At 59.7% G+C, this 23,589-nt stretch carries 26 protein-coding genes; 14 read left to right on the top strand and 12 right to left on the bottom strand.

Translation table 11 applies throughout. From position 1 onward, the window contains the following. Positions 1-73 precede the first annotated feature (73 nt). Positions 74-445 carry a YajD family HNH nuclease gene (locus ACW9HW_RS10845; RefSeq protein ID WP_084323260.1) on the bottom strand — a complete coding sequence of 124 codons (372 nt, stop codon included), beginning with the start codon at positions 443-445 and terminating at the stop codon, positions 74-76. Between the two features lie 49 nt (positions 446-494). Next, on the bottom strand, positions 495-1,181 hold the full coding sequence (locus ACW9HW_RS10840) for a spermidine synthase (protein ID WP_095195505.1): 687 nt from the start codon (positions 1,179-1,181) through the stop codon (positions 495-497). Between the two features lie 96 nt (positions 1,182-1,277). Here ACW9HW_RS10840 and ACW9HW_RS10835 point away from each other — a divergent pair, with 96 nt between their 5' ends. Further along, the gene (locus ACW9HW_RS10835; protein WP_457399815.1) at positions 1,278-1,568 is read left to right on the top strand and encodes a hypothetical protein; all 291 of its coding nucleotides are present in this window, start codon (positions 1,278-1,280) and stop codon (positions 1,566-1,568) included. Here the strand turns inward: ACW9HW_RS10835 and ACW9HW_RS10830 are convergent. Both ACW9HW_RS10830 and ACW9HW_RS10825 read right to left on the bottom strand, forming a co-directional pair. Continuing rightward, positions 1,565-2,038 (bottom strand): cyclic nucleotide-binding domain-containing protein, encoded by a 474-nt coding sequence (locus ACW9HW_RS10830; protein ID WP_457399813.1) that lies wholly within the window; start codon positions 2,036-2,038, stop codon positions 1,565-1,567. The two genes, ACW9HW_RS10835 and ACW9HW_RS10830, sit on opposite strands and share 4 nt — an antisense overlap. Before the next feature lie 216 nt (positions 2,039-2,254). Further along, complete coding sequence (locus tag ACW9HW_RS10825; protein WP_095195508.1) at positions 2,255-4,309, bottom strand: S9 family peptidase; 2,055 nt, start codon at positions 4,307-4,309, stop codon at positions 2,255-2,257. A 202-nt stretch (positions 4,310-4,511) separates the two neighbouring features. On the opposite strand from ACW9HW_RS10825, the gene ACW9HW_RS10820 reads away from it, so the two are divergent. The 3 genes from ACW9HW_RS10820 to ACW9HW_RS10810 are packed head-to-tail and all read left to right on the top strand — an operon-like array spanning position 4,512 to position 6,374. After that, on the top strand, positions 4,512-5,009 hold the full coding sequence (locus tag ACW9HW_RS10820) for an MFS transporter (protein ID WP_095195509.1): 498 nt from the start codon (positions 4,512-4,514) through the stop codon (positions 5,007-5,009). A gap of 32 nt (positions 5,010-5,041) precedes the next feature. Continuing rightward, a complete protein-coding gene (locus ACW9HW_RS10815) occupies positions 5,042-5,818 on the top strand; it encodes a class II glutamine amidotransferase (protein WP_095195510.1) in 777 nt (258 codons plus the stop codon). Positions 5,819-5,831: 13 nt separating this feature from the next. Continuing rightward, positions 5,832-6,374, top strand: a complete 543-nt coding sequence (locus ACW9HW_RS10810) for a DUF2937 family protein (RefSeq protein ID WP_137804600.1) — start codon at positions 5,832-5,834, stop codon at positions 6,372-6,374. Between the two features lie 183 nt (positions 6,375-6,557). Here ACW9HW_RS10810 and ACW9HW_RS10805 read toward each other — a convergent pair whose 3' ends face one another. After that, entirely contained in the window at positions 6,558-7,472 is a 915-nt protein-coding gene (locus ACW9HW_RS10805) for a LysR family transcriptional regulator (protein ID WP_137804599.1), read from the bottom strand. Between the two features lie 146 nt (positions 7,473-7,618). Between ACW9HW_RS10805 and ACW9HW_RS10800 the strand changes: the two genes are divergently transcribed. From ACW9HW_RS10800 to ACW9HW_RS10785, 4 genes are all read left to right on the top strand, one after another. Then, on the top strand, positions 7,619-8,905 hold the full coding sequence (locus ACW9HW_RS10800; protein ID WP_457399809.1) for an MFS transporter: 1,287 nt from the start codon (positions 7,619-7,621) through the stop codon (positions 8,903-8,905). Positions 8,906-8,978: 73 nt separating this feature from the next. Beyond that, complete coding sequence (locus ACW9HW_RS10795; protein ID WP_095195514.1) at positions 8,979-9,731, top strand: 5-oxoprolinase subunit PxpA; 753 nt, start codon at positions 8,979-8,981, stop codon at positions 9,729-9,731. Then, positions 9,728-10,432 (top strand): 5-oxoprolinase subunit PxpB, encoded by a 705-nt coding sequence (pxpB, locus tag ACW9HW_RS10790; RefSeq protein WP_457399806.1) that lies wholly within the window; start codon positions 9,728-9,730, stop codon positions 10,430-10,432. The genes ACW9HW_RS10795 and pxpB overlap by 4 nt, the downstream gene beginning before the upstream one ends. After that, positions 10,429-11,355: a 5-oxoprolinase subunit C family protein gene (locus tag ACW9HW_RS10785; RefSeq protein ID WP_095195516.1), complete on the top strand. Its 927-nt coding sequence runs from the start codon at positions 10,429-10,431 to the stop codon at positions 11,353-11,355. Before pxpB ends, ACW9HW_RS10785 begins: the two co-directional genes overlap by 4 nt. A gap of 100 nt (positions 11,356-11,455) precedes the next feature. On the opposite strand, the gene ACW9HW_RS10780 is transcribed toward ACW9HW_RS10785, so the two are convergent. Both ACW9HW_RS10780 and ACW9HW_RS10775 read right to left on the bottom strand, forming a co-directional pair. Then, on the bottom strand, positions 11,456-12,634 hold the full coding sequence (locus ACW9HW_RS10780; RefSeq protein ID WP_457399804.1) for a vWA domain-containing protein: 1,179 nt from the start codon (positions 12,632-12,634) through the stop codon (positions 11,456-11,458). Positions 12,635-12,649: 15 nt separating this feature from the next. Then, positions 12,650-13,495, bottom strand: a complete 846-nt coding sequence (locus ACW9HW_RS10775) for an AAA family ATPase (protein ID WP_095195518.1) — start codon at positions 13,493-13,495, stop codon at positions 12,650-12,652. A gap of 203 nt (positions 13,496-13,698) precedes the next feature. Between ACW9HW_RS10775 and ACW9HW_RS10770 the strand changes: the two genes are divergently transcribed. Then, positions 13,699-13,929 carry a DUF4160 domain-containing protein gene (locus ACW9HW_RS10770; protein WP_457399803.1) on the top strand — a complete coding sequence of 77 codons (231 nt, stop codon included), beginning with the start codon at positions 13,699-13,701 and terminating at the stop codon, positions 13,927-13,929. Next, complete coding sequence (locus ACW9HW_RS10765; protein WP_457399801.1) at positions 13,917-14,417, top strand: DUF2442 domain-containing protein; 501 nt, start codon at positions 13,917-13,919, stop codon at positions 14,415-14,417. Before ACW9HW_RS10770 ends, ACW9HW_RS10765 begins: the two co-directional genes overlap by 13 nt. Here the strand turns inward: ACW9HW_RS10765 and ACW9HW_RS10760 are convergent. Then, positions 14,414-15,520, bottom strand: a complete 1,107-nt coding sequence (locus tag ACW9HW_RS10760; protein WP_457399799.1) for a DUF748 domain-containing protein — start codon at positions 15,518-15,520, stop codon at positions 14,414-14,416. The two genes, ACW9HW_RS10765 and ACW9HW_RS10760, sit on opposite strands and share 4 nt — an antisense overlap. A 98-nt stretch (positions 15,521-15,618) precedes the next feature. On the opposite strand from ACW9HW_RS10760, the gene cysK reads away from it, so the two are divergent. From cysK to ACW9HW_RS10740, 4 genes are all read left to right on the top strand, one after another. Further along, complete coding sequence (gene cysK, locus ACW9HW_RS10755) at positions 15,619-16,593, top strand: cysteine synthase A (RefSeq protein ID WP_457399797.1); 975 nt, start codon at positions 15,619-15,621, stop codon at positions 16,591-16,593. Positions 16,594-16,856: 263 nt separating this feature from the next. Continuing rightward, a complete protein-coding gene (locus ACW9HW_RS10750; RefSeq protein WP_457399795.1) occupies positions 16,857-17,795 on the top strand; it encodes an aspartyl/asparaginyl beta-hydroxylase domain-containing protein in 939 nt (312 codons plus the stop codon). A gap of 207 nt (positions 17,796-18,002) precedes the next feature. Further along, the gene (locus tag ACW9HW_RS10745; protein ID WP_457399794.1) at positions 18,003-18,167 is read left to right on the top strand and encodes a hypothetical protein; all 165 of its coding nucleotides are present in this window, start codon (positions 18,003-18,005) and stop codon (positions 18,165-18,167) included. A gap of 99 nt (positions 18,168-18,266) precedes the next feature. After that, on the top strand, positions 18,267-19,130 hold the full coding sequence (locus ACW9HW_RS10740; RefSeq protein ID WP_457399793.1) for a DMT family transporter: 864 nt from the start codon (positions 18,267-18,269) through the stop codon (positions 19,128-19,130). A gap of 98 nt (positions 19,131-19,228) precedes the next feature. On the opposite strand, the gene ACW9HW_RS10735 is transcribed toward ACW9HW_RS10740, so the two are convergent. From ACW9HW_RS10735 to ACW9HW_RS10720, 4 genes are all read right to left on the bottom strand, one after another. Next, positions 19,229-20,176 (bottom strand): LysR family transcriptional regulator, encoded by a 948-nt coding sequence (locus ACW9HW_RS10735; protein WP_095195523.1) that lies wholly within the window; start codon positions 20,174-20,176, stop codon positions 19,229-19,231. A 69-nt stretch (positions 20,177-20,245) separates the two neighbouring features. Beyond that, positions 20,246-21,775 (bottom strand): tripartite tricarboxylate transporter permease, encoded by a 1,530-nt coding sequence (locus tag ACW9HW_RS10730; RefSeq protein ID WP_095195524.1) that lies wholly within the window; start codon positions 21,773-21,775, stop codon positions 20,246-20,248. Then, positions 21,772-22,305 (bottom strand): tripartite tricarboxylate transporter TctB family protein, encoded by a 534-nt coding sequence (locus ACW9HW_RS10725; RefSeq protein ID WP_457399790.1) that lies wholly within the window; start codon positions 22,303-22,305, stop codon positions 21,772-21,774. Before ACW9HW_RS10725 ends, ACW9HW_RS10730 begins: the two co-directional genes overlap by 4 nt. A 52-nt stretch (positions 22,306-22,357) precedes the next feature. After that, on the bottom strand, positions 22,358-23,374 hold the full coding sequence (locus tag ACW9HW_RS10720) for a Bug family tripartite tricarboxylate transporter substrate binding protein (protein WP_457399788.1): 1,017 nt from the start codon (positions 23,372-23,374) through the stop codon (positions 22,358-22,360). Between the last annotated feature and the right edge of the window lie 215 nt (positions 23,375-23,589).

Raw genomic sequence — 23,589 nt, 5'->3', positions numbered from 1 at the left:
GGGTTTTGTGTACAACACGGATCAAATGTGGGAGCGAGCCTGCTCGCGAAGGGGTCAATCCAGGCGCTGAAGATTATTCGTCTTTCTTCATCAATCCGGCCAGCGCCGCAAACGGGTTATGCGTCGCCTTGGCGATCTTTGGCGTGCTCAACGAGCCTTCATCAAAATACTGCTGGTCGGTATAGCGCGAGTGTTCGTTATCGTGGCAGTACAGGCACAACAGCTCCCAGTTCGAACCGTCCTGCGGGTTGTTGTCGTGGTTGTGGTCGCGGTGATGCACGGTCAGCTCGCTCAGGCGCTTGCCGGAGAATTCACGGGCGCAGCGGCCGCACACGTGCGGGTACATCTTCAGGGCCTTGTCGCGGTAACCCATTTCCTTGTCGCGCTGGTTGTCGGCGAGGATGCGGTCCAGCTTCGACGTATTGGTTGGGGTGGACGAACTCATGGGTTCACCTTTGTAGAAAGACTAATGACGGTTATGAACAGAGTTTAGCTCAGCCCTTGAGCTTCTCGGCAATCCAGATCGTGTGGCGGGTGCCCTTGTTGCCATGGGCGAAGACCTGCACTTCCTCGGCCTTGAACCCGGCTTTTTTCAGTTTGTCGGAAAACTGCCGGTCTGCGCTGGCCGACCAGACCGCCAGCACGCCTTTTGGCCGCAGGGCCTTGGCGCAGGCGCTCAGGCCGCCGGCGGAGTAGAGCCAGCTGTTGGCCTTCTGGGTCAGGCCTTCGGGGCCGTTGTCGACGTCGAGCATGATCGCATCGAAACCTTGCGGCTCGGCTTGCAGCACTTTGGCCACGTCTTCCATGCGGATGACGGTGCGTGGATCAAGCAACGGGTTCCCGGCTTTCTCGCCCAGCGGTCCGCGATTCCACTCCACCACGCCCGGTACCAGTTCGGCGACCACCACTTCAGCCGTCTTGCCCAAATGCTTGAGCGCCGAGGCGAGGGTGAAACCCATGCCCAAGCCACCGATCAGCACCCGCGAATGCGGGCGCCCTGCGACCTTGCGACAAGGGATTTCGGCCAAGGCATCCTCGGAGCCGTGCATACGGGTGTTCATCAGTTGTCCGCCGTCACCACCCTGGATCTTGATGACGAAGTCCTCGCCGTACTCGAACAGGCACAGGGCACCGCCGTTCTCGGGAATAGGGGTGGTGTCGAGCAGTACGAAACGTTTCATGGGGCTCACTTGGGGAGAAAATGGCGGCAGAGGGGAGGGCAAACGGACGCAGTTGGGAGTAGCCTGCACATGACAACAAGGCCAACGGAGCCATTGATGAAGCGCACCATTCTAACGGTCATTGCCCTGGCCGCGCTCTCGATTACTGCAGTGCAGGCCCAACCGCTGCAAACCATGCCCGTCAGTCCCGCACCGATGCCCGGTTCACCTGGCACCGCGACACCCACGCCGTATCCGCAAATCACCCCTGCGCCCTTGCCCAAGGTCGGCCCCGGCAGTGGCGGTCCACCGCTGGTGCCTATCGAGATGCCCAGCCCGCCGACCAAGGATCAGCCGGTGCCAGGGATCGAGCAGAATCCGCCGAAGGTCAAGTCGCCCGGCGGTTAGACCTGCTGTGCAAGCAGTTGGCCGTCGGCCATGCGCAGGCGCCTGGACAGGGAAACGGCGAGGGCACGGATGATCTTGGCGGCGATTTTCGGCGCATCGTTGAGCATCTTTTCCAGGGAATCCTTGCCCAGGTTGAGCAACTGACAGTGGCTCGCCGCCACGCAACTGGCCGAGCGGCGTTCGCCATCGAGTACGGCCATTTCGCCGAACGAGCGGCCACTGCGTAGCGTAGCAATGGTCACCCGTTGCCCGACGCTGGTGGTCTTCTGCACGGCCACCTGACCGGTGTGGATGATGCACATGAAACTGCCGGCATCGCCTTCGTGGAAAATCTCTTCACCCTGGGCAATGGAGCTGATACTGAAATAACCCGAGGCCGCGGCGAAGTCGGCGGGCAGCAACTGGTTGAACAGGCCGCAGTCCATCAGCCAGTCGCGGATTTCGTTGTTCAAATGAGTCGGTTCTGACATGTCGGGCGGTCTTTATTGTTGTGTCTGTTACGGGCTCGATATTGAAATCACCGCAATCCCTTCTGTGGGAGCGAGCCTGCTCGCGAAGTGGCCATTACATTCAACACATATGTCGACTGAAACATTGCCTTCGCGAGCAGGCTCGCCCCCACAGGGGATCATTGTTGCATCGGACCCGGTGTCCGGAATTAAGACCGGAGTACCGCGTCAAGTTCCTCAGGCAACCCCCAAAACCTTGAACAAAAATGCATATTCGAGTGCTACGTCACGCAATCCTTGATACCGACCGCTCATCCCGCCATGTCCGGCGCCCAGTTCGGTCTTGAGCAGCAGGGGATTGGTGTCGGTTTTGGTCGCGCGCAACTTGGCTACCCACTTGGCGGCTTCCCAGTACTGCACGCGGCTGTCGTTGTAGCCGGCGATCACCAAGGTCGCCGGATAGGCTTGCGCGGTAACGTTTTCGTACGGGGCGTAGGCCTTGATCCGATCATGGACGTCCGGTTCTTCAGGGTTGCCCCACTCGTCGTATTCGGTGACGGTCAACGGCAGATCCGGGTCCAGCATGGTATTGAGTACATCGACGAACGGCACTTCGGCAATTGCCGCGCCGAACAGCTCTGGCCGTTGGTTGAGTACCGCACCGATCAGCAGGCCGCCGGCACTGCCACCACTGATCGCCAGTTGTGGCGCGGTGGTGAAGCCATTGGCAATCAGGTGCTCGGCGCAGGCGATGAAGTCACTGAAGGTGTTGTGCTTGTGTTCCTGTTTGCCGGCGCGATACCAGGCTTCACCCAGCTCGCCACCGCCGCGCACGTGAGCGATGGCAAACGCCATGCCGCGATCGAGCAAGCTCAGGCGTGCGTGGGAGAACCACGGGTCGAGGCTTTCCCCATAGGCGCCGTAGCCGTACAGGTACAGGGGCGTCGGCTTGCCGAGCGCTTCGCGTTTGACCACAAGGCTGATCGGCACTTTCGTACCGTCGGGCGCTGTCGCCCACAGGCGCTGGCTGACGTAGGCATCGGCGTCGAACGGGCCGAGTACCGGCGTTTCCTTGAGGACTTTCTGTTCGCCGTTGACCAGTTCCAGCTGGCGGATCTGCGCCGGACGGTTCAACGCTTCGTAGCGCAGGCGGATTCGCTCGCTGATGAACTCCAGGCTGTTCTGCACGTGCAGGCTGTAGGCTGCGTCCGGCAGTTGCACCCGGTAGCTCGGCAAGTCCTGTGGGTAGACTTCAATGATCGGCAAGCCACCTTCACGCAGGCTCAAGGTCATGGCGCCAGCGTTCAGGCTCATGCCTTCGATCATCACTGTGTCGCTATGGGGGATCAGGTTGTGCCAGGCGGATTCGACAGGCGCGACGCCGGTATCGACTGCGGTGTACAGGGCGAAGTTGATGCCGTCGCGATTGGTGCGTATGAACCAGGTCCATTGGCCGGAGAGCGCGCCGTGGTCGACGTCGTATTCATGGTCTTCGACCCGTGGCGCAATGCAGGTAAAGGCATGCTGCGGCTGGTTGGCATCGAGTACCCAGACTTCACTGGTGGTTTTGCTGCCGACAGACAACAGCAGTTGCTGCTCGGAACTGGAACGGTAGCAATGCATGAAAAAGCGGCCGTCCGGCTCATGGAACACTTCTTCGGCCGCCGTGCCGTCCAGGCGATAGCGGAACAGCTTGTGCGGGCGATGGGTGTCGTCCAGCTCGCCGAAAAACAGGGTCAGGCTGTCATTGGCCCAGGTCATGCTGCCGTCGCAGTCCTGGAATTCCAGTTCGCTGACGCGTCCGTCGGACAGTTCCTTCACGAACAGGGTGAAGATCTCGTCACCCGTGGAGTCGATGCTGTAGGCCAGGCGTTGGTGGTCCGGGCTGATGCTGAACGCGCCGAGGGAAAAGAAGCCGCCGTTGGCCAGTGCGTTCGGGTCCAGCAGCAGTTGTTCCTGGCTTTCATCGAGTTTCAGGCTGTCGTCGGCCGGACGCGGGCAGCGGTAATGCCGGGCGTATTCGTCACCCGCCGTGGTGCGCGTGTAATACAAATACGGTCCCCACGGTGAGGGCAGGGACAGGTCGGTTTCGAGAATCCGGCCCTTGATCTCCTCGAACAGGGTCTCACGTAGCCCGGCCTGGTCGGCGGTTTGTGCTTCCTGATAGCGGTTTTCAGCCTTCAGGTAGTCGAGCACCGCATCGGTGTCGCGCTCCTGCAGCCAGGCATACGGGTCATCACCCTCGGCCTTGCGGGCGATCGGGGCGTCGGAAACGTTGGCGGATAGGGGCATGAAGGACTCTCGATCAATGTACGTAAAAGTGGGCCTGGAAACCTGTGGGAGCGAGCCTGCTCGCGAAGAGTCATCACATTCAACCTCAATGTTGACTGAGCCACCGCTTTCGCGAGCCGGCTCGCTCCCACATGGATTGCGCTTGGGGCAAGCCTGACGTGCGAAAAGCCGTTATCATAAGCGCCTCTTTGCCTGCCTTGCCATGGACACCATGACCGAGAACGACTATCTGATCGCTTGGGGCCTCTACGCCTTTGCCGCTTTGGGCTGCCTGTTGGTGTGGATGCGCATCACCCGCTGGATGTGGCGTTGGCTGCGTGAACCGCTGCGGTTGCTGATGGCGGTGCTGCTGTTCAGCCCGACCATCATCGACCCGGTGAAGGAAAAGGTCGCCCCGGCCATCGCCATTACCGCCCTGGACCTGTTGTTCAAGGTCGGCAATAACGCATGGCGGGCCATTTCCGATCTGTTCATGTACGGCATGATCGCTTTCGGCATTTACCTGGTGTTCGTGGCCATCCGCTTCCCCATCGAACGCGCCGCCAATGCGCGCAAGGAACAGGCCGCTGCCGCCAAAGCCGCAGCCCGTGCCGACGAACCGGAAGAAGAACACCCGTTCGGCGGTGCCGGCGATGATCGCTACGGTCGCCCGCCTGTGCCAAGCAATCCCCAGCGTATGCGGGTCGAACCCCGTCTGTAACGTTGCCCCAGGTTTGAAGCGAGAGTCCGAGCATGTGTGAGTTATTGGGCATGAGCGCCAATGTCCCGACCGATATTGTGTTCAGCTTCACCGGGCTGATGCAGCGCGGCGGGCGCACCGGTCCGCACCGTGACGGTTGGGGCATCGCTTTCTATGAAGGCCGCGGATTGCGATTGTTCCAGGATCCGGCAGCAAGCAGTGAGTCGGAAGTCGCAAACCTGGTACAGCGCTATCCCATCAAGAGCGAAGTGGTGATCGGGCACATCCGCCAGGCCAACGTCGGCAAGGTCTGTTTGTCCAACACCCATCCGTTCGTGCGCGAGTTGTGGGGCCGCAACTGGTGTTTCGCCCATAACGGCCAGTTGGCAGACTTCCAGCCGACTGCCAGCTTCTACCGTCCCGTGGGCGATACCGACAGCGAAGCCGCGTTCTGCGATTTGCTCAACCGTGTAAGAGCAGCATTCCCCGAGCCGGTCGAGGTCGAAGAACTGTTGCCGGACCTGGTGGCCGCTTGCGCCGAGTACCGCAGTAAAGGCGTGTTCAACTGCTTGCTCAGCGATGGCGACTGGCTGTTCTGCTACTGCTCGACCAAACTGGCGCAGATCACCCGTCGTGCCCCGTTTGGCCCGGCGCGCTTGAAGGATGTCGATGTGATCGTCGACTTTCAGGCCGAAACCACGCCCAACGACGTGGTCACGGTGATCGCCACCGAACCCTTGACCGAAAACGAAACCTGGACCCGCTACGAACCGGGCCAATGGAGCCTGTGGCGACGCGGTGAATGCGTCAGCCAGGGCATGACCGAATAAGGATCTGCTCCCCATGTTGCTCAGTTATCTACGGCTGGTGTTGTTCGCGGCGGGCCTGTTGATCGGTGTCCAGGTACCAGGGTTCATCAACGATTACGCCAAGCGGGTCGAAGCGCATCTGATTGAAGCGCAGACCGGTCTGAGCGGGTTCCAGGGCACCGCCAATCAGTTCTTCAAGGGCGATATGCAGGCACTGGTGGCTCATTATCGTGCCAGCGAAGACCCGATCTTCCGCAGCGACGCCGAAAGCCTGAACAACCTGCTGACCCGTCAGCAGGCCCTGGACAAGCAGTTCCAGGCGATGCAGGGGCCGTGGTACATCCGCTTGCTGCAAGTGGTGCTGGCGGCTGATCCGGATATTCGCAAGGAAACCTGGAATGGCTACAGCTACCAGATCCTGTTGACGCCGGAAGCGATGATCTGGGGCATGAGCGGTGCGTTGCTGCTGTCGTTCGGGATCGAATGCCTCTTCCGCTTGATCGACTGGGTGGTGCTGGGCGGCAAGCGCCTGCGCCAGAGCCGGCCGATCGAAGAGCGGGATTTTCGGGGGCTCTGAGTACCCCTCTGTGGCGAGGGAGCTTGCTCCCGCTGGGTCGCGCAGCGGCCCCAAACCCAGCCAGCTCGGAGCTTCAGTTACACCGCGTTCAATGGATTTACGACTGCTGCGCAGCCGAGCGGGACGGTGCGGCGATCCGACAAACTCCCTCGCCACAGTCCTCAACTTCACTACAGCGTATGATCAATCAGCCAGAATGATGTATTTATCACCCACCCTGCGCGCATACCCCTCCAGCACTTGCTGACACAACGCCACAATCTCCTCGACCCATTCCGCACCCACTCGCCACGACACCACCACCTGCAGGTTCGGCGGGCGCTGCTCGATGTCCAGCAAGGTCAGTTCCCCACGCGCCAGTTCCTCGGCCACCAGCACCGGTGGCAAGGCGCCGATGCCGAAACCATCGCGCAGCAGCCGGGTAATCGCCGACACCGAGTTCACGCAGTTGAGCCTTGGCGCAATCACGCCGTTGGCCTGCATCAGGGCGAGTACTTCCTGATGCGGATGAGAATTTTTCGAGTAAGTAATGATCCGCTCATTGGCCAGATCGGCGACGCCTGAATACTCACGGTTGTACAGCGAGTTGCTGGCGACGATCCAGCCCATGGGATGGCTGGCCAGCTCCAGGCTGCGCACGCTTTCCTGGCGCAACAGATCGGTTTGAAGAATGACATCAAGGAAGCCTTTTTGCAGCTGATCGCAGAGGTTGAGCGACGTATCGGCCACCAATTCGATTTCCACCAAGGGGTAGTGATCGGTCATCTGCGCGACCAACGGACTGAGCCAGGTGTGGATCACGGTGTCCATCACGCCGATGCGTACACGTCCGGCCTTGCTCGAACGGGTTTCGATCGAGTGCTTGAGCGCTTGCATGGTGTCCATCATCTGCTCAGCGTAATCGAGCACTTTCAGACCCTCGGGTGTCAGGCTCACCCCCCGCGAATCACGCAGGAACAGCTTCACCCCGAGCTCGCCTTCAAGCACGGCGATCCGGCTGGAAATCGACGCCTGGGTGGTGAAGAGCTTGTCGGCGGTGAGGCGGAAACTCTTGAGTCGGGCGACCCAGACAAAGGTCTCGAGAAACTTCAGGTTCATGGGATAAAGATTTCTTATGCCTAAGGCGGGTTTTTATTAGTTGGACGCGGCAGGGTGACGCACCCAAGAATCAGGCCATCCGGTTCCCACGATAGGCGTCGTCGGGGCTCAGAACAATACCAATAAAATCAGCGCGGAGATTTGCCATGAGTGCGCCCGACACCACCGCCATTCCGAAAACCACCGCTCGCCCGGGACCTTTCGACTGGTATCGCAACATCAATCAGCAGGAACGCCGCACCTTCTGGAGCTGCAAGATCGGCTATGGCCTGGACGGCATGGACACCCAGATGCTCAGCTTTGTGGTGCCGACGCTGATTGCCATGTGGGGCATTACCACCGGGCAGGCCGGGCTGATTCACACCAGCACCCTGATCGCTTCGGCCATCGGTGGCTGGGTGGCGGGTATTCTCTCCGATCGCATCGGCCGCGTCCGCACGCTGCAACTGACGGTGCTGTGGTTTGCCTTCTTCACCTTTCTCTGCGGTTTCGCCCAGAACTACGAGCAACTGCTGATCGCGCGCACCCTGATGGGCTTCGGTTTCGGTGGCGAGTGGACCGCCGGTGCGGTGCTGATCGGTGAAGTGATCCGGGCCAAGGACCGCGGCAAGGCCGTGGGCATGGTCCAGTCCGGTTGGGCATTGGGCTGGGGCCTGACGGCGATTCTGTATGCGTTGCTGTTTTCGGTCATGCCGCCGGAGGACGCCTGGCGCGCACTGTTCATCCTCGGCATCGTGCCGGCGGTGTTCGTGATCTTCGTCCGTCGCCTGGTCAAAGACCCGGAAATCTATCGCGAAGCCAAAGCCAAGGAAGCCCCGAGCAACCCCTCGAAGTTCTATGAGATCTTCGCTCCGGGCATGCTGTTCACCACGATCCGTGCTTCGTTGCTGACCACCGGTGCCCTGGGCGGTTACTACGCGATCACCTCTTGGCTGCCGACCTTTCTGAAGAACGAACGCGGTTTGAGCGTGCTCGGCACCGGCGGTTATCTGGCGATGGTGATTGTCGGCTCCTACGTCGGTTACGTCATCAGCGCCTATCTGACTGACATCCTCGGGCGCAAAAAGAACTTCATCCTGTTCGCCGTCGGCTCATTCACCATCGTCTTGCTGTACACCCAATTGCCGGTCAGCAACGGCGTGATGTTGTGGCTGGGCTTTCCGCTGGGCTTCTTCGCTTCGGGGATTTTCAGCGGCATGGGTTCGTTCCTGACGGAACTGTTTCCTACCCGCATCCGCGGTTCGGGCCAGGGTTTCTGCTACAACATCGGTCGTGCGCTGGCGGCGTTGTTCCCGCTGCTGATCGGTCTGCTCAGCCAGACCGTGCCGCTGAGCGTGGGCATCGGTGCCTTTGCGGCAGTGTCCTACGGCGTGGTGATCCTCGCGGCCCTGAGCCTGCCGGAAACCCGTGGCAAGCAACTCGACGCTCAGTAACGGATAACCTGCGGACCTGTCTTGCGGATAGGTCCTGCAGCTAAAAAGAATAAAGCCTACAGGAGTGTTCATCGTGAGCCGCCTGCTATTGAACTGTGACATCGGCGAGAGTTTCGGTAACTGGACCATGGGTCTGGACGCGGAAGTCATGCCCTTCATCGATTGCGCCAACATCGCCTGCGGTTTCCATGCCGGCGACCCGAGCATCATGCGCAAGACCGTCAGCCTGGCCCTCAGCCACGGTGTGCAGATTGGCGCCCATCCGGCTTATCAGGACCTGGTGGGGTTCGGCCGCCGTTCCATGGCCTATGCCACCCAGGAACTTCAGGACATTCTGCATTACCAGATCGGCGCCCTTGACGGCATCTGCCGGGCGCAGGGCGGCCGGGTCAGCTACGTCAAACCCCACGGCGCGATGTACAACGACATGATGGCCAACCCTGCACAACTGCGTGCGGTGCTGCAGGCCGTGGCCGCTTATGACCGCAGCTTGCCGTTGATGTTAATGGCCACCCGCGACAACAGTGCGGCGCAGCAGTTGGGCGATGAGTACGGCGTCACCCTGTGGTTCGAGGCCTTTGCCGACCGCGCCTATGACAGCGCCGGCAGGCTGGTTTCGCGGAGCTTGCCAGGTGCGGTGCATCACGATCCGGAGAAAATCATCGAGCAGGCGTTGATCATTGCCCGTGGCGACCACCTCACCGCCAGCGACGGCAGCGCTCTGCATTTGCAGGCCAATACCCTCTGCGTGCACGGCGACAACGCCAGTTCGGTCGCTGCCGTACGACGCATTCGTGAAGCGTTGAATGCGCAGAGTGCGCCATGAAGCTGCGGGTGGAAGTGGTCGCGCTCGATTGCCTGATGGTGCGTCTGTTTGATGAAATCGCCGAAGCCAACATGCCGTGGATGCTGGCGGCCAGCGAAAGCCTGCGGGCAGCGTTCGCTGAACACCTGATCGATCTGGTGCCGTCCTACACGACCTTGATGGTGCATTACGATCTGACCGCGTTGAGCCCGGTCCAGGCCAGGGAATTGATCGCCGAAGCCTTGATCGACCTGTCGCCCAACGCGCGTAGCCGCGGCACCTGCCATGTGTTGCCGGTGTGGTACGACTTGAGCGTCGGTCCGGAGCTCACGCTGTTGTCGCAACGCAGCGGACTGGCGGTGGAGGAGGTGATCCGCCGTCACAGCGAGCGCGAGTATCAGGTGTTCGCCCTGGGTTTCGCACCGGGGTTCGCCTTCATGGGGCTGGTGGAGGAAGTACTCGCCGCCCCACGTTTGAACACGCCACGCAAGAAAGTTGCCGCCGGCAGTGTCGGCATCGCCGAACGACAGACAGCGGCCTATCCGGTGGTATCGCCGGGCGGCTGGAACCTGATCGGTCGCACCCCGGCCAAATTGTTCGACCGCAACCGTGACGGCTATAGCTTGATGCAACCGGGTGACACTGTGCGCTTTGAAGCGGTCGGCCATGCCGAATTCATCAGCCTGGGTGGTGACGACACGCCTCTGGAGGCCCTGGCATGAGCCGTTTGACGATTGAAGCGAGTACGCCGCTGTGTCTGTTGCAGGATGCCGGGCGATTCGGCGTGCGACATTTGGGTGTGACCCAAGGTGGCGGGCTTGATTGGCGCTCGATGTCCTGGGCCAACTGGCTGCTGGGTAACGGGCTGGATGCACCGGTGATCGAAATCACCCTCGGCGGGTTTGCCTTGGTGGCGCAAGACGATTGCGTTCTGGCGCTGGCCGGGGCGGATCTGGGCGCACAGGTGGACGGTGAGCCGCTGGCACCGTGGCGCAGCTTCAGGCTGCATAAAGGTCAGGTTTTGCAGTTCACCCAGCCATTGCTCGGCGCTCGCGCCTATCTGGCCGCGCCGGGTGGCTTTGATGCGCCGAAGGTATTGGGCAGCAGTTCGACGGTGGTCCGTGAAGAACTCGGCGGTCTGGATGGCATGGGCCGTGCGCTGAGTAAAGGCGCGTGTTTGAGCTATTCGGGCAATTCGGTGATGCTGCTGCGGGAGTTGTCGCCAGAACAAAGACCGGACCTGAGCCTCGATTCACCTTTGGACCTGGTGCTCGGTGCACAAATCGGTGAGTTCAGCGGGCAAAGCCTGTTCGATGCGTTCAATAGCGTATGGAACCTCGACAGCCGCGCCGACCGAATGGGTATTCGTCTGTTGGGTACGGCGTTGCAGTACCAGGGCAAACCGATGATTTCCGAAGGCATCCCGCTGGGCGCGGTCCAGGTGCCACCGGACGGGCAGCCGATCGTGTTGCTCAATGATCGGCAGACCATTGGCGGTTATCCGCGGTTGGGAGCGTTGACGCCGCTGGCACTGGCTCGGTTGGCGCAGTGCCTGCCGGGGGCGCAGGTACGGTTGCGGCCGGTGGTGCAGGAAGTGGCGCATCGCGAACAAGTCGCGTATCTGCGCCGATTCGGCAACCGTTAAAAGCTTCGCGAGCAGGCTCGCTCCCACAGGGTCTCATGTACGGCAAAGATCCAATGTGGGAGCGAGCTTGCTCGCGAAGGCGCCCGAAAGGACAACGAGATTACTTGGAAAGAAACCGCATCCCTTCCTCCAACCCCTGCAACGTCAACGGATACATCTGATCTTCGATCAGATCGCGAACGATATTGGTCGACGAGGTGTAGCCCCAGGTGTCTTTCGGGTACGGGTTGATCCAGATGAGCTTCTTGTACTTCTCCCTGAACCGCTGCATCCACACATAACCGGCTTCTTCGTTCCAGTGCTCGACGCTGCCACCGGGCTGGGTGATTTCGTAGGGCGCCATGGCGGCATCGCCGATGAAGATCACTTTGTAGTCGGCGCCATACTTGTGCAGCAGGTCCATGGTCGACGTGCGCTCGGAGGTCCGGCGCATGTTGTTCTTCCACACCGATTCATAAATGAAGTTGTGGAAGTAGAAGTACTCCAGGTGCTTGAACTCGGTCTTGCAGGCCGAGAACAGCTCTTCGCAGATCTTTACGTGAGCGTCCATCGAACCGCCGATATCGAAAAGCAGCAGCAACTTGACCGTGTTGCGACGCTCGGGGCGCATCTGAATGTTCAGTAGGCCTGCATCGCGAGCGGTGTGGTCGATGGTGCCGTCAATGTCCAGCTCTTCCGCGGCGCCTTGACGGGCGAATTTACGCAGTCGGCGCAGGGCAACCTTGATGTTGCGCGTGCCGAGTTCCACCGAATCATCGAGGTTCTTGTACTCGCGCTGATCCCAGACCTTGGCCGCCTTGCCCTGGCGCTTGCCGGCATCGCCAACCCGAATGCCTTCCGGGTTGAAACCGCCGGAACCGAACGGGCTGGTACCACCGGTGCCGATCCATTTGTTGCCACCGGCATGGCGTTCCTTCTGCTCTTCCAGGCGTTTCTTGAACTCTTCGATCAGTTTGTCCAGGCCGCCGAGGGACTGGATCGCCGCCCGCTCTTCGTCGGTCAGGGAGCGTTCGAACTCCTTGCGCAGCCAGTCTTCGGGAATCAGTGCCTGCAAGTGGTCGTCGAGCTTTTCCAGGCCATTGAAGTAGGCACCGAATGCGCGGTCGAATTTGTCGAAATGCCGTTCGTCCTTCACCAGAATCGCCCGGGACAAGTAATAGAACTCGTCCATGTCGGCGAAGGTCACGCGCTGTTTCAGCGCGTTGATCAGGTCCAGCAGCTCGCGCACCGAGACCGGGACCTTGGCGGCGCGCATTTCATTGAACAGATTGAGCAACATGGCGTTGGCCTCTGCTTAGCGACTGCCGCGACGACTCATGAATGCCAGACGCTCAAGCAATTGCACGTCCTGTTCGTTCTTCACCAAAGCGCCGGCCAACGGCGGGATGGCCTTGGTCGGATCGCGTTCGCGCAGCACCGCTTCGCCAATGTTGTCGGCCATCAGTAGTTTCAGCCAGTCCACCAGTTCGGAAGTCGAGGGCTTCTTCTTCAGGCCCGGCACCTTGCGCACGTCGAAGAACACGTCCAGCGCTTCGCTGACCAGGTCCTTCTTGATGTCCGGGTAGTGCACGTCGACGATCCGCTGCATCGTGACGCGATCGGGGAACGCGATGTAGTGGAAGAAGCAACGGCGCAGGAAGGCGTCCGGCAGCTCTTTTTCGTTGTTGGAGGTAATGATGATGATCGGACGCTTCTTGGCCTTGATGGTCTCGTCGGTCTCGTAAACGTAGAACTCCATCTTGTCGAGTTCTTGCAGCAGGTCGTTGGGGAACTCGATGTCGGCCTTGTCGATTTCGTCGATCAACAGGATTACCCGCTCTTCGGATTCGAAAGCCTCCCAGAGCTTGCCCTTTTTCAGGTAATTACGAACGTCGTGGACCTTTTCCGTGCCCAGCTGCGAATCGCGCAAGCGGCTGACGGCGTCGTACTCGTACAGACCTTGATGGGCCTTGGTGGTGGACTTGATGTGCCAGGTGATCAACTTGGCGCCAAAAGATTCGGCCAGTTGCTCGGCGAGCATGGTCTTGCCGGTGCCCGGTTCGCCCTTGACCAGCAGCGGCCGCTCCAGGGTGATGGCGGCGTTGACCGCCAGCTTCAGGTCATCGGTGGCGACGTAGGCCTGGGTGCCTTCGAACTTCATCTGCTAATCCTCGAACGGTAACGCCGACCTGAACGAGGCAGGGCGGGGCGCAATAAATGGTCAGCCCCGACTATAACGCGGTGCCCGGTCGACTGTGAACGCAGACGGCTTATTCAGTCTCTGAATGGGGCGTCACATCTTGACTCGGTCTCGGCGGTTGGCCAGTATTGAGCTATCGCCATTTTGGCGATAGCTTGCAAAACATGTCTACTAAATACCGATTTCGGGATACGTATCGCATTCAGTTGCGTGAAAAGGACCATCCGCCACCCCATGTCCATCTGACCGGCGGCGGAGTAGATGTCATGCTGAGCCTGGAAACCGTCGAGGTCATGGTGGGCAAGGCACCGCCGCTGATTATCAAGGAAGCGCTGGAATGGGTCAGGGACCATCAGGCGCAATTGCTGGAGGATTGGAAACGATGTTACCCATGAAGCGACCACGGCTGTCGGCGGTGCAGGTGCTGGAGGATTACCGCCTGGCGCTGACCTTTATCGACGGCCAACGACTGACCCTCGATTTGAGCCGTGACCTGGAGATGTTTCCAGGATTGCAACCCTTGCAGGGGAGCGCTTTCCAGAGCGCCACGTTGGGTGATGATGGCTGGTGTGTCGAATGGCCTGAACAGGATATCCAGATCGGTGCCGACACCTTGTATCTGGATGCACTCGCGCAAAACGCATCCGACGAAAACACCCGGATTTTCATCGACTGGCGCGCTCGCACCGGATTACCGCTCAATCAGGCCGCTGAGGCATTAGGGGTCAGTGCTCGCAGCATCAGCCGATACAGCAGCGGTCGGGAAACGGTGCCGCGTTCATTGGCCCTGGCTTGTCTGGGCTGGGACTACTTGCAACAGCAATCCCGGGTGCCACGGGCCGCTGAAGAATCGGGTCGCTATACCGTTACCCGCAAACGTTAACCGGCATCCGGTTTGGGGCGTTCATAGCGCGCATTGAATGCTTCAATGAAACCATTACGCAAAATCTGTAAAAAAGCCTCGAACGCGCTGATATCTTGCCGGTGTACGTTGCCCCTCAGTTCGACACGGGTGGCAAACTGGTTCTTGCCCTGGTTTTTCAGCACGGTTTCGGAGCCACCGACGATGGCTTCCCAAATGGAGCGGAAAATCCCTTTGTCCTTGTTTTCCACGTCCTGCTGCCAATTGAATACGTCGACGTCCCTCAGCAGCGGTTTGATGTAACCGGTCAATTTGGCTTTCTGGGCTTTCGCTTCGATCACCACGTCGCCATGGCCGGCATTGAAGTCGAACTTGCCGTAGGCCGAAGCGAAGTCGTTCATGCGTTTGAGCTCGATGTCCCTGACCCGCAATCGAAACTCGAAGTCTTCGAAATTGCTCAGCGGGTCGAACGTCGCGGTGGCTTCCAGCGGTGCATGCCCCAGCAGCAGTGCCTTGCCTTCGAAACGGGCGTCGCGCTTGCCTTTGGTATCGACCACGTTGGTCAGGTTGTAGATGCTGGCATCGACCTTGGTGGCGTTCATGTTCACAGGTGGTTTGGAATTGAAGTTGCGAAAGCTGATTTTGCCGTCATCGATCCGTACTTCGTTCAAGGTAACCGGCAGCAGTTTTCCCAATTGCGCACGCCAGTCGGTACCCTCACCAGTCTGGGAGTTCTTTTTGTTGGCGCCGCCGTCGACGAAATTCACTTCGGGATTGATGAACAGCACCTCGGCCACCACGGCGTGGTCGTGCCAGAGGGAACGCCAGCTGACGGAAAGGTCGATCAACGGTGCATTAACGAACGGCACTGGCACCTTGCCGTCGACCTTGACGATTTTCAGGCCGTTGATTTTATAGGCACCGCGCCACAGGGCCAGGTCCACGTCGGCAACCTGGCCACGGTAGTCGCCCATGTCCGACAGTTTTTCGTTGAGGTAGTCGCGCACCAGCCAGGGCAGGGCGAAGTGCAGGGTTATCAGCAGCACAGCGAGGCCGCAGAGTGTCCACAGGGGCCAGCTGTATAGACGTTTCATGGTGGCAAATCTCTGGCGATCTAAAGCCATTGACTGCGCTGATAACCGGACGTTCGACCTGACTGGACGCCTGCGGGCAACAGGCATACCTTGATGCGCTTAATAAATGCTGTATCAAGGACCCAGCCATGAGTCGTATTTTCGCAGACAACGCCCATTCCATCGGCAATACACCGCTGGTGCAGATCAACCGAATCGCGCCGCGCGGTGTGACCATCCTGGCCAAGATCGAAGGGCGCAACCCCGGGTATTCGGTCAAGTGCCGGATCGGCGCGAACATGATCTGGGATGCCGAAAGCACCGGAAAACTCAAGCCTGGCATGACCATCGTCGAACCGACCTCCGGTAATACCGGAATCGGCCTGGCCTTCGTGGCCGCCGCTCGGGGTTACAAACTGATGCTGACCATGCCTTCGTCCATGAGCATCGAACGACGCAAGGTGCTCAAGGCGCTGGGTGCGGAATTGGTGCTGACTGAACCGGCCAAGGGCATGAAGGGCGCCATCGAAAAGGCGGGTGAAATCGTTGCCGGCGATCCGTCCAAATACTTCATGCCGGCTCAGTTCGATAACCCGGCCAACCCTGCCATCCACGAAAAAACCACCGGGCCCGAGATCTGGAACGACACCGACGGTGCCGTTGATGTGCTGGTGTCAGGCGTCGGAACGGGCGGAACCATCACCGGCGTTTCGCGGTATATCAAGAATACCCAGGGAAAACCGATCATCTCGGTGGCGGTGGAGCCCGCCGTTTCGCCGGTGCTCACCCAGGCCTTGGCCGGTGAAGAGATCAAGCCCAGCCCGCACAAGATCCAGGGTATCGGTGCCGGTTTTGTGCCGAAGAACCTGGACCTGTCGATGGTCGACCGGGTGGAATTGGTCAGCGATGAGGAATCGAAGGCTATGGCCCTGCGTTTGATGCAGGAAGAAGGGATTCTGTGCGGTATTTCCTGCGGCGCGGCAATGGCGGTGGCGGTTCGATTGGCCGAGACCCCGGAAATGCAGGGCAAGACCATCGTAGTGGTTCTGCCGGATTCTGGAGAGCGTTACTTGTCGAGCATGCTGTTCAGCGATTTGTTTACCGAGCAGGAGAACCAGCAGTAACGCTTGGGATACGCGGCACCCATTCAGACGTCATCGCGGGCAAGGATTACCCGCGATGGACCGCGCAGCGGTCTCTGAACAAATAGCGTGATGCAGTTCAGCGGATGTTCAGCCGCCCTGTGTCAAGAAGGGTTTATTGCACAATCCTTAACACTGAATGTTGGAAGAGGCGGGTTATTCCCGAAGTGGGTAGTGTTTATCATGCCGGCTGCAACGTCGGGTAAATGGCGTTGTGCAAAGTGTCAACCATCAAGGAGTTGTTGATGACCCTTTCCTTTGCCGCGAAGGCATCAGTGTTGCTGCTGTTCTTCGGCAGTACGCTTTATGTGCATTTGCGCGGCAAGGTGCGGTTGCCGGTCTTGCGTCAATTCGTCAACCATTCTGCGTTGTTCGCGCCCTATAACGCATTGATGTACCTGTTCTCCCGCGTGCCTTCCAAACCCTATCCGGACCGCAGCAAATTCCCTGAACTGGACGTGCTCAAGGACAACTGGGAAGTCATTCGCGACGAAGCGATGCATCTGTTCGACGAGGGGTATATCCGCGCCGCCGAAAAGAACAACGACGCCGGTTTCGGCTCGTTTTTCAAGAAGGGCTGGAAGCGCTTCTACCTCAAGTGGTACGACAAACCGCTGCCGTCAGCCGAACGCTTGTGCCCCAAAACCGTGGCATTGGTCAGCGGCATTCCCAACGTCAAAGGCGCCATGTTCGCCCTGCTGCCGGGCGGCAGTCATCTCAACCCGCACCGCGATCCGTTCGCCGGTTCCCTGCGTTATCACCTTGGCCTGTCGACCCCCAACTCAGACGATTGCCGCATCTTTGTCGACGGTCAGGTGTATGCCTGGCGCGATGGTGAAGACGTGATGTTCGATGAGACCTATGTGCATTGGGTCAAGAACGAAACCGACAAGACGCGCGTCATTCTGTTTTGCGACATCGAACGACCGCTGAGCAACCGCTTCATGACCCGCATCAACCGCTCGATCAGTGCATTTCTGGGCCGTGCGACCGCGCCGCAAAACCTGGATGACGAGCGTGTGGGCGGGATCAATCAGGCTTACGCGTGGAGCAAGAACTCCAGTGACAAAGTCAGTGGCGCGGTCAAGCAGTGGAAGCGGCGCAACCCTAAGACCTATCGAGTACTGCGCCCGGTGCTGGCGGTAGTCGTGCTGATCTTGTTGGGTTATTGGCTATTCGGTTAACGCCCCTGTAGGAGCGAGCTTGCTCGCGATGGAGATTAACGAAAACGCGTGCATTCTGGATGGACGCGGAGCCCTTGAGACCATCGCGAGCAAGCTCGCTCCTACAGGTGGCCGTTCACTTATTGCAATCCATGTCGAGCGCTGGTTATAGTCGGCGCACAGTGAACTCCCTTATTCACTATCAACCCCTCTACAAAAGATCAGCCCATGCCTGCATCCCTCATCAACGCGGTAGTCGATTCAGCGGTCAACGCTGGCGTCGTGCCGTGCGGGAATCAGCAGCCTGTGCAGATCAGTCATTACCCACCACCTGTCAGTAGCACGCCGGTGTGCGCAGTCGTATCACCGCCGGGCGTTGGCGTTTCGGGCTGATCAGCTTTTTTGCTGTTCCCCCGCGCCCACCTGAACACAACTACTGAATTTCAGCTTCGGCTGAGTTGGCTTTTTATTGCCTGACTACAGGTGGTACTCATGTTTGTCCTTACTCAAAAGTCCGCGCTCGCGGCGGCTTCCACGAGCCTGTTCGTCCTGCTGTGGAGCAGCGGGGCGATCTTCTCCAAATGGGGGCTGGCCCATGCGGCGCCCTTTGCCTTTCTGCTGGTGCGCTTTGTCATTGCCTTGTGCGGTCTGTTGTTGCTGATGCCATTGCTCAAGCTGAAGTTGCCCAAGGGTGGAAGGCCGATGCTCTACGCGATGTCGACCGGGATCGTGTTGCTGGGGGCTTATCAGATTTTTTATCTGCTGGCCCTGGACCTGAAAGTCACACCCGGTGTGATGGCGACCATCATGGGGGTGCAACCCATTCTCACGGTGGTGATCATGGAGCGTCAGCGATCAGCCAGCCGCCTGTTTGGCTTGGCGCTTGGGTTGGCCGGGTTGATCATGGTGGTTTTCCAGGGTATCGGTCTGGCCGGCATGTCGTTGGCCGGGATGCTCTTCGGTTTACTGGCGCTGGCGAGCATGACGTTCGGTTCGATCATGCAGAAGCGCATCACCGACAATCCCCTCGGCACGCTGCCGGTGCAGTACCTGGCTGGTTTGTTGCTGTGCGGGATCTTCGTGCCGTTCCAGCCCTTTCACTTCGAGCACAACAGCGGTTTTATCGTGCCGGTGTTGTGGATGGGGCTGGTGGTGTCAGTGTTGGCGACCTTGCTGCTGTACCGCTTGATCGCCCGGGGCAACCTGGTGAATGTCACCAGCCTGTTTTACCTGGTGCCGGCGGTGACGGCGGTGATGGATTACCTGTTTTTCGGTAATCGCTTGGCGACGTTGAGCATGCTGGGCATGCTGTTGATCATCGTCGGTCTGGTGTTTGTGTTCCGTAAAACAGTGTGAGTGTGTAGGAGCGAGCTTGCTCGCGATGGACTTTCAGACAATGCGATCATTCAGACAGCACGCGTTATCGTTGACGTCCATCGCGAGCAGGCTCGCTCCTACAAAGGGATTGAATGCGCATGCTCGGCCCGCACCGAATTCATGAACGCCTGCATCGCCGACGATTGGATGCGGTGACGCCGTGTGATCAGCCCGTAGGGGGGCAATCGCGCTTCGAACTTGATCGGCAACACGGCCAGCAAATCGCGGCCGGGATAATCCTCGACCACCGACACCGGTGTCACGCCAAGCATGTCGGTCTGCTGGATCAATGAGAGCAAGGTCATGATCGAGGTGGTTTCGACGATGCTGCTGGGGATATCGACCCGTGCGTTGTGGAACACCTGATTGATGATCGCGCGCATCGGGCTGGGATGCTGTTGCAGCACCCAGGTCTGATGCTGTAACTCGGCCCAACTCAGTTGCTTTTCTTGCGCCAGCGGGTTTTGCGCGCCGCAAATCACGCACAAGGCTTCTTCGCCGAGGCTGTCGAACAGTAATTCTTCGGCCCGGGCACCGGCCGGAATCCGCCCCAGCACGATGTCCAGTTGATCCTGCAACAGTGCCTGCACCAGCACGTCGCTGGTGTCGACCTGAATGCTCATGGACAACCGCGGATGGCTCTGTTTCAAGGTCGCGATGGTGCGGGTCAGAAGGCCCGACGCCAGCGCCGGAATCGCACCGACCGCCACCCGGCCAAGGTTGCCGGATTCGAGCGCCACCAACTCCTCGCGCATGCCGCTGAGTTCAGCGAAGACCATGCGTGCGTAGTAGATGACGGTTTCCCCGAACGGGGTTGAGCGCATGCCCCGGGGCAGACGCTCGAAGAGTTCAACGCCGAGCAGGTCCTCAGCCTCATGCAGCATCTTGGTGGCTGCCGGCTGAGTCATGCCGATGTGGTCGGCGGCACGACGCAACGATCCGAATTCCTGCAACGCCAGCATCAGCCGCAGTTGGCGCAGACGCAGTCGACTGTGGATCACATTGGCAACAGGAATTCGGGTCATGGGCCGTGCTCGCAGAAAAGAGTGCGGCAAGCCTGACAACAAATGTCAGGCGTTGCCAGCATTGCTGTGTCAAAGCACCGATTTTGGCTTGGCGACCGGGGATTTTCGCAGGCCCATCAGGGTTTGCAGCGCCTTGGAAATCAATGGCCAGAACAGCATCAGCAGTGCCGCCGTGGTCAGGCTGCCCACCAACGGGTTGGACCAGAAAATCCCCAATTGTCCGTCAGAGAACAGCATCGACTGGCGGAATGCATCTTCGGCCTTGTCGCCGAGCACCGCGGCCAGTACCAGCGGGGCGATCGGGTAGCCAAGCTTCTTGAACAGATACCCCAGCGCGCCGAAGCCAAGCATCAGCACCACGTCGAAAAACGAGTTGTGCACCGAGTACGCACCGATGGCGCACACCATGATGATGATCGGGGCGATGATCGAGAACGGAATGCGCAGGATCGAGGCGAACAACGGCACGGTGGCCAACACCACGATCAGGCTCACTACATTACCCAGGTACATGCTGGCGATCAGGCCCCAGACAAAATCATGCTGTTCGACGAACAGCGTCGGGCCGGGGTGCAGTCCCCAGATCATCAGGCCACCGAGCATCACCGCCGCCGTGGCTGAACCGGGAATGCCCAGGGTCAGCATCGGCAACAGGGCGCTGGTGCCGGCGGCGTGGTCGGCGGTTTCCGGGGCGATCACGCCTTCGAGTTCGCCCTTGCCGAAGTTCTCGCGCTTCTTCGAGAAACGCCGTGCCAGGCTGTAGCTCATGAATGAAGCCGCCGTCGGACCGCCAGGGGTAATCCCCATCCAGCAACCGACCAGGGTGCTGCGCACAATGGTCCACCAGTAGCGGGGCAACTTGGCCCAGGTGCGCAGAATCACCATCGGTGTAATGCGCGCATGTTCGCCACGGAACACCAGGCCTTCTTCTACCGTGCAGAGGATTTCGCCGATACCGAACAAACCGATCACCGCCACTTCGAAACTGATACCGGTCATCAGGACCGGCTGGTCGAAGGTCAGGCGCAGGTTGCCGGAGACGGTGTCCATGCCGACCGCCGCCATGGCGAAACCGATCATCATCGCCACGACGGTTTTCAGCGGCGGGTTCTTGCTCATACCGATGAAGGTGCAGAATGCCAACAGGTACACCGCGAAGAACTCCGGGGAACTGAACGACATGGCGAACTCGGCAATCCGGGTCGACAGGAATGTCAGCAACAAGACACCGGCCAGGGCACCGATCAGTGCCGAACTGAATGCGGCGGTGAGGGCTTCGGCGGCGCGACCTTCACGGGCCATCGGGTAGCCGTCGAACGTCGTCGCCACCGATGAGGGCTCGCCGGGAATGTTGAACAGGATCGAAGTGATCGAACCACCGAACAGCGCACCCCAATACATGCACGACAGCAAAATGATCGCCGACACCGGCGACATGGTGAACGTCAGAGGCAGCAACAGAGCCACGCCATTGGGGGCGCCGAGGCCGGGCAACACGCCGACCAGAATGCCCAGCAGCACGCCGACCACCATCAGGCCGATGTGGCCCGGGGTCAGGATCAGGTTCATGCCTTGCAGCAGGGAATCGAATTCGCTCATTTGAAGTTTCTCCCGGCCAGGGCAATCCAGTCGCCCATCGGGCCGGCATCCAGCGGGACCTTGAACCACAGCGCAAAAATCAGGTAACTGGCGAGTACCGCGCCGAGGGACACGCCAGCGATCATCCATTTGCCATAGGGCTTGGCGCGGGTGGTGTCACGCCACATGAACCAGGCGATGAACACCGCCGAGGCGAGGTAAATGCCAGTGATTGGCATCGCACCGACGAACAACGCAATCGGCACGAACACCGACAGCACTTGCCTGAACGCACTGCGACTGACAAAGGCAACACTCAGGGCTTGCCAGCGCACCAGGGTCAATACGCCATTGGCCACGCTTGCGGCACTCAACAGCAGGCCGATATAGAAGGGGAAGTATCCCGGCTCGGGGCCGGCATCACCCCAGCCGATACCTTGTTCGATGCTGCCGAACATCACCACCACGCCAATCAGGGTGGTGAACAGTGTCAGGCCGAGTTCAACCCAGCGGGTGCCGATCAGCGCCGGTGAATCCGAAGAATGGGACATGAATCACCTCCAGCAGGTGAAGGCCGTTCGCGGGTGAACGGCCATGAACAACTCAGTTTTTCAGCCAGCCGGCTTCCTTGAACACCGGAGTGACGCGAGCGGTGTCTTTTTCGATGTAGGCCGTCAGCGGTTCGCCTTCCAGGAAGGTCGGTACCAGTGCGTTCTGCTTGACGTAGGCCTTGAACTCCGGGGTCTCGGTGACTTTGCGCATCAGCTCGACGTAGAACGCGCGCTGTTCGGTGCTGATGTCGCCGGGCATGAACACGGTGCGCGGGAAGCGGTATTGATCGATGCCCAGGCCCTGTTCATGGCAGGTGGGCACGTCGGCCCAGGACTTATCGCCGGCGACTTTTTCGGTGTAGCTCATGCGCTCCTGGCTGAACACGCACAGCGGCTCGACCTGATCGCCGCGCCATTGGCTGATGCTTTCGCTGGGGTTGTTGACGTTGGCGGCGATGTGTTTGCCGGCCAATTGCGTCGCGGCTTCACTGCCGCTCTTGAACGGGATGTACACCAGTTTGCTGTTGTTGGTCTGGTTCAGCAGCAAGGTCAGGGTCTGGTCGACATCCTTGGACTGGCTGCCACCCATGCGCAGTTTCGAGGGATCGGCCTTCGCCGCTTCATAGAAACCCCTGGCGTCTTTCCATGGCGCACCCTTGTAGCTCCAGAGAATGAAGTCATCCTCGGCCACGGCGGCAATCGGCGTCAGTTCCTGCCACTGGTAGCCGAGCTTGGACACCAGCGGCAACAGGTAGATGTTGTTGGTGCCGATCACCAGCTTCTCGGCATCGCCTTTGTTCATCTTCATGTCGAGAAAGGCTTCGGCACCATTGCCGCCGCCCTTGTTGAGGACGATGGTGTTGACGTCGAGCAGTTTGTGGGTGGTGATGATTGACTGGATCAGGCGACCGAGCTGGTCGGTACCGCCACCGGGGCCGCCGGCAACGACGATTTCGACGTTCTTGTCAGGTTGCCATGCAGCGTGAGCGAGTGCGGGAAGACTGCCTGCGGCGATCAGCGTGCAGCCAAAAAACAGACGGGATGTGCGACGGACGAATGCATTTCGCATGGAAGGGCCTCGTTTTGTGTTTTTGTAATTGTTATGGGCGGCTTGTCTGTGCGGTAAAGCCGCAAGCCTGGGCCGAGTGTGGGAAGGCTGCGTCGTCGCGTCTAGTCAAAACAATACATACACCGATAGCCTGGGGTTATAGCTCGCCAAAGCAAAAGCCACGGCACTGGCGCAAAGCTTCGGACTAGAGCGGAATTTGCAACAAGTCGAAACAG

The sequence above is a fragment of the Pseudomonas sp. SDO5532_S415 genome, assembly GCF_054071155.1.
This window is presented reverse-complemented; position numbering and strand designations above follow the sequence as displayed.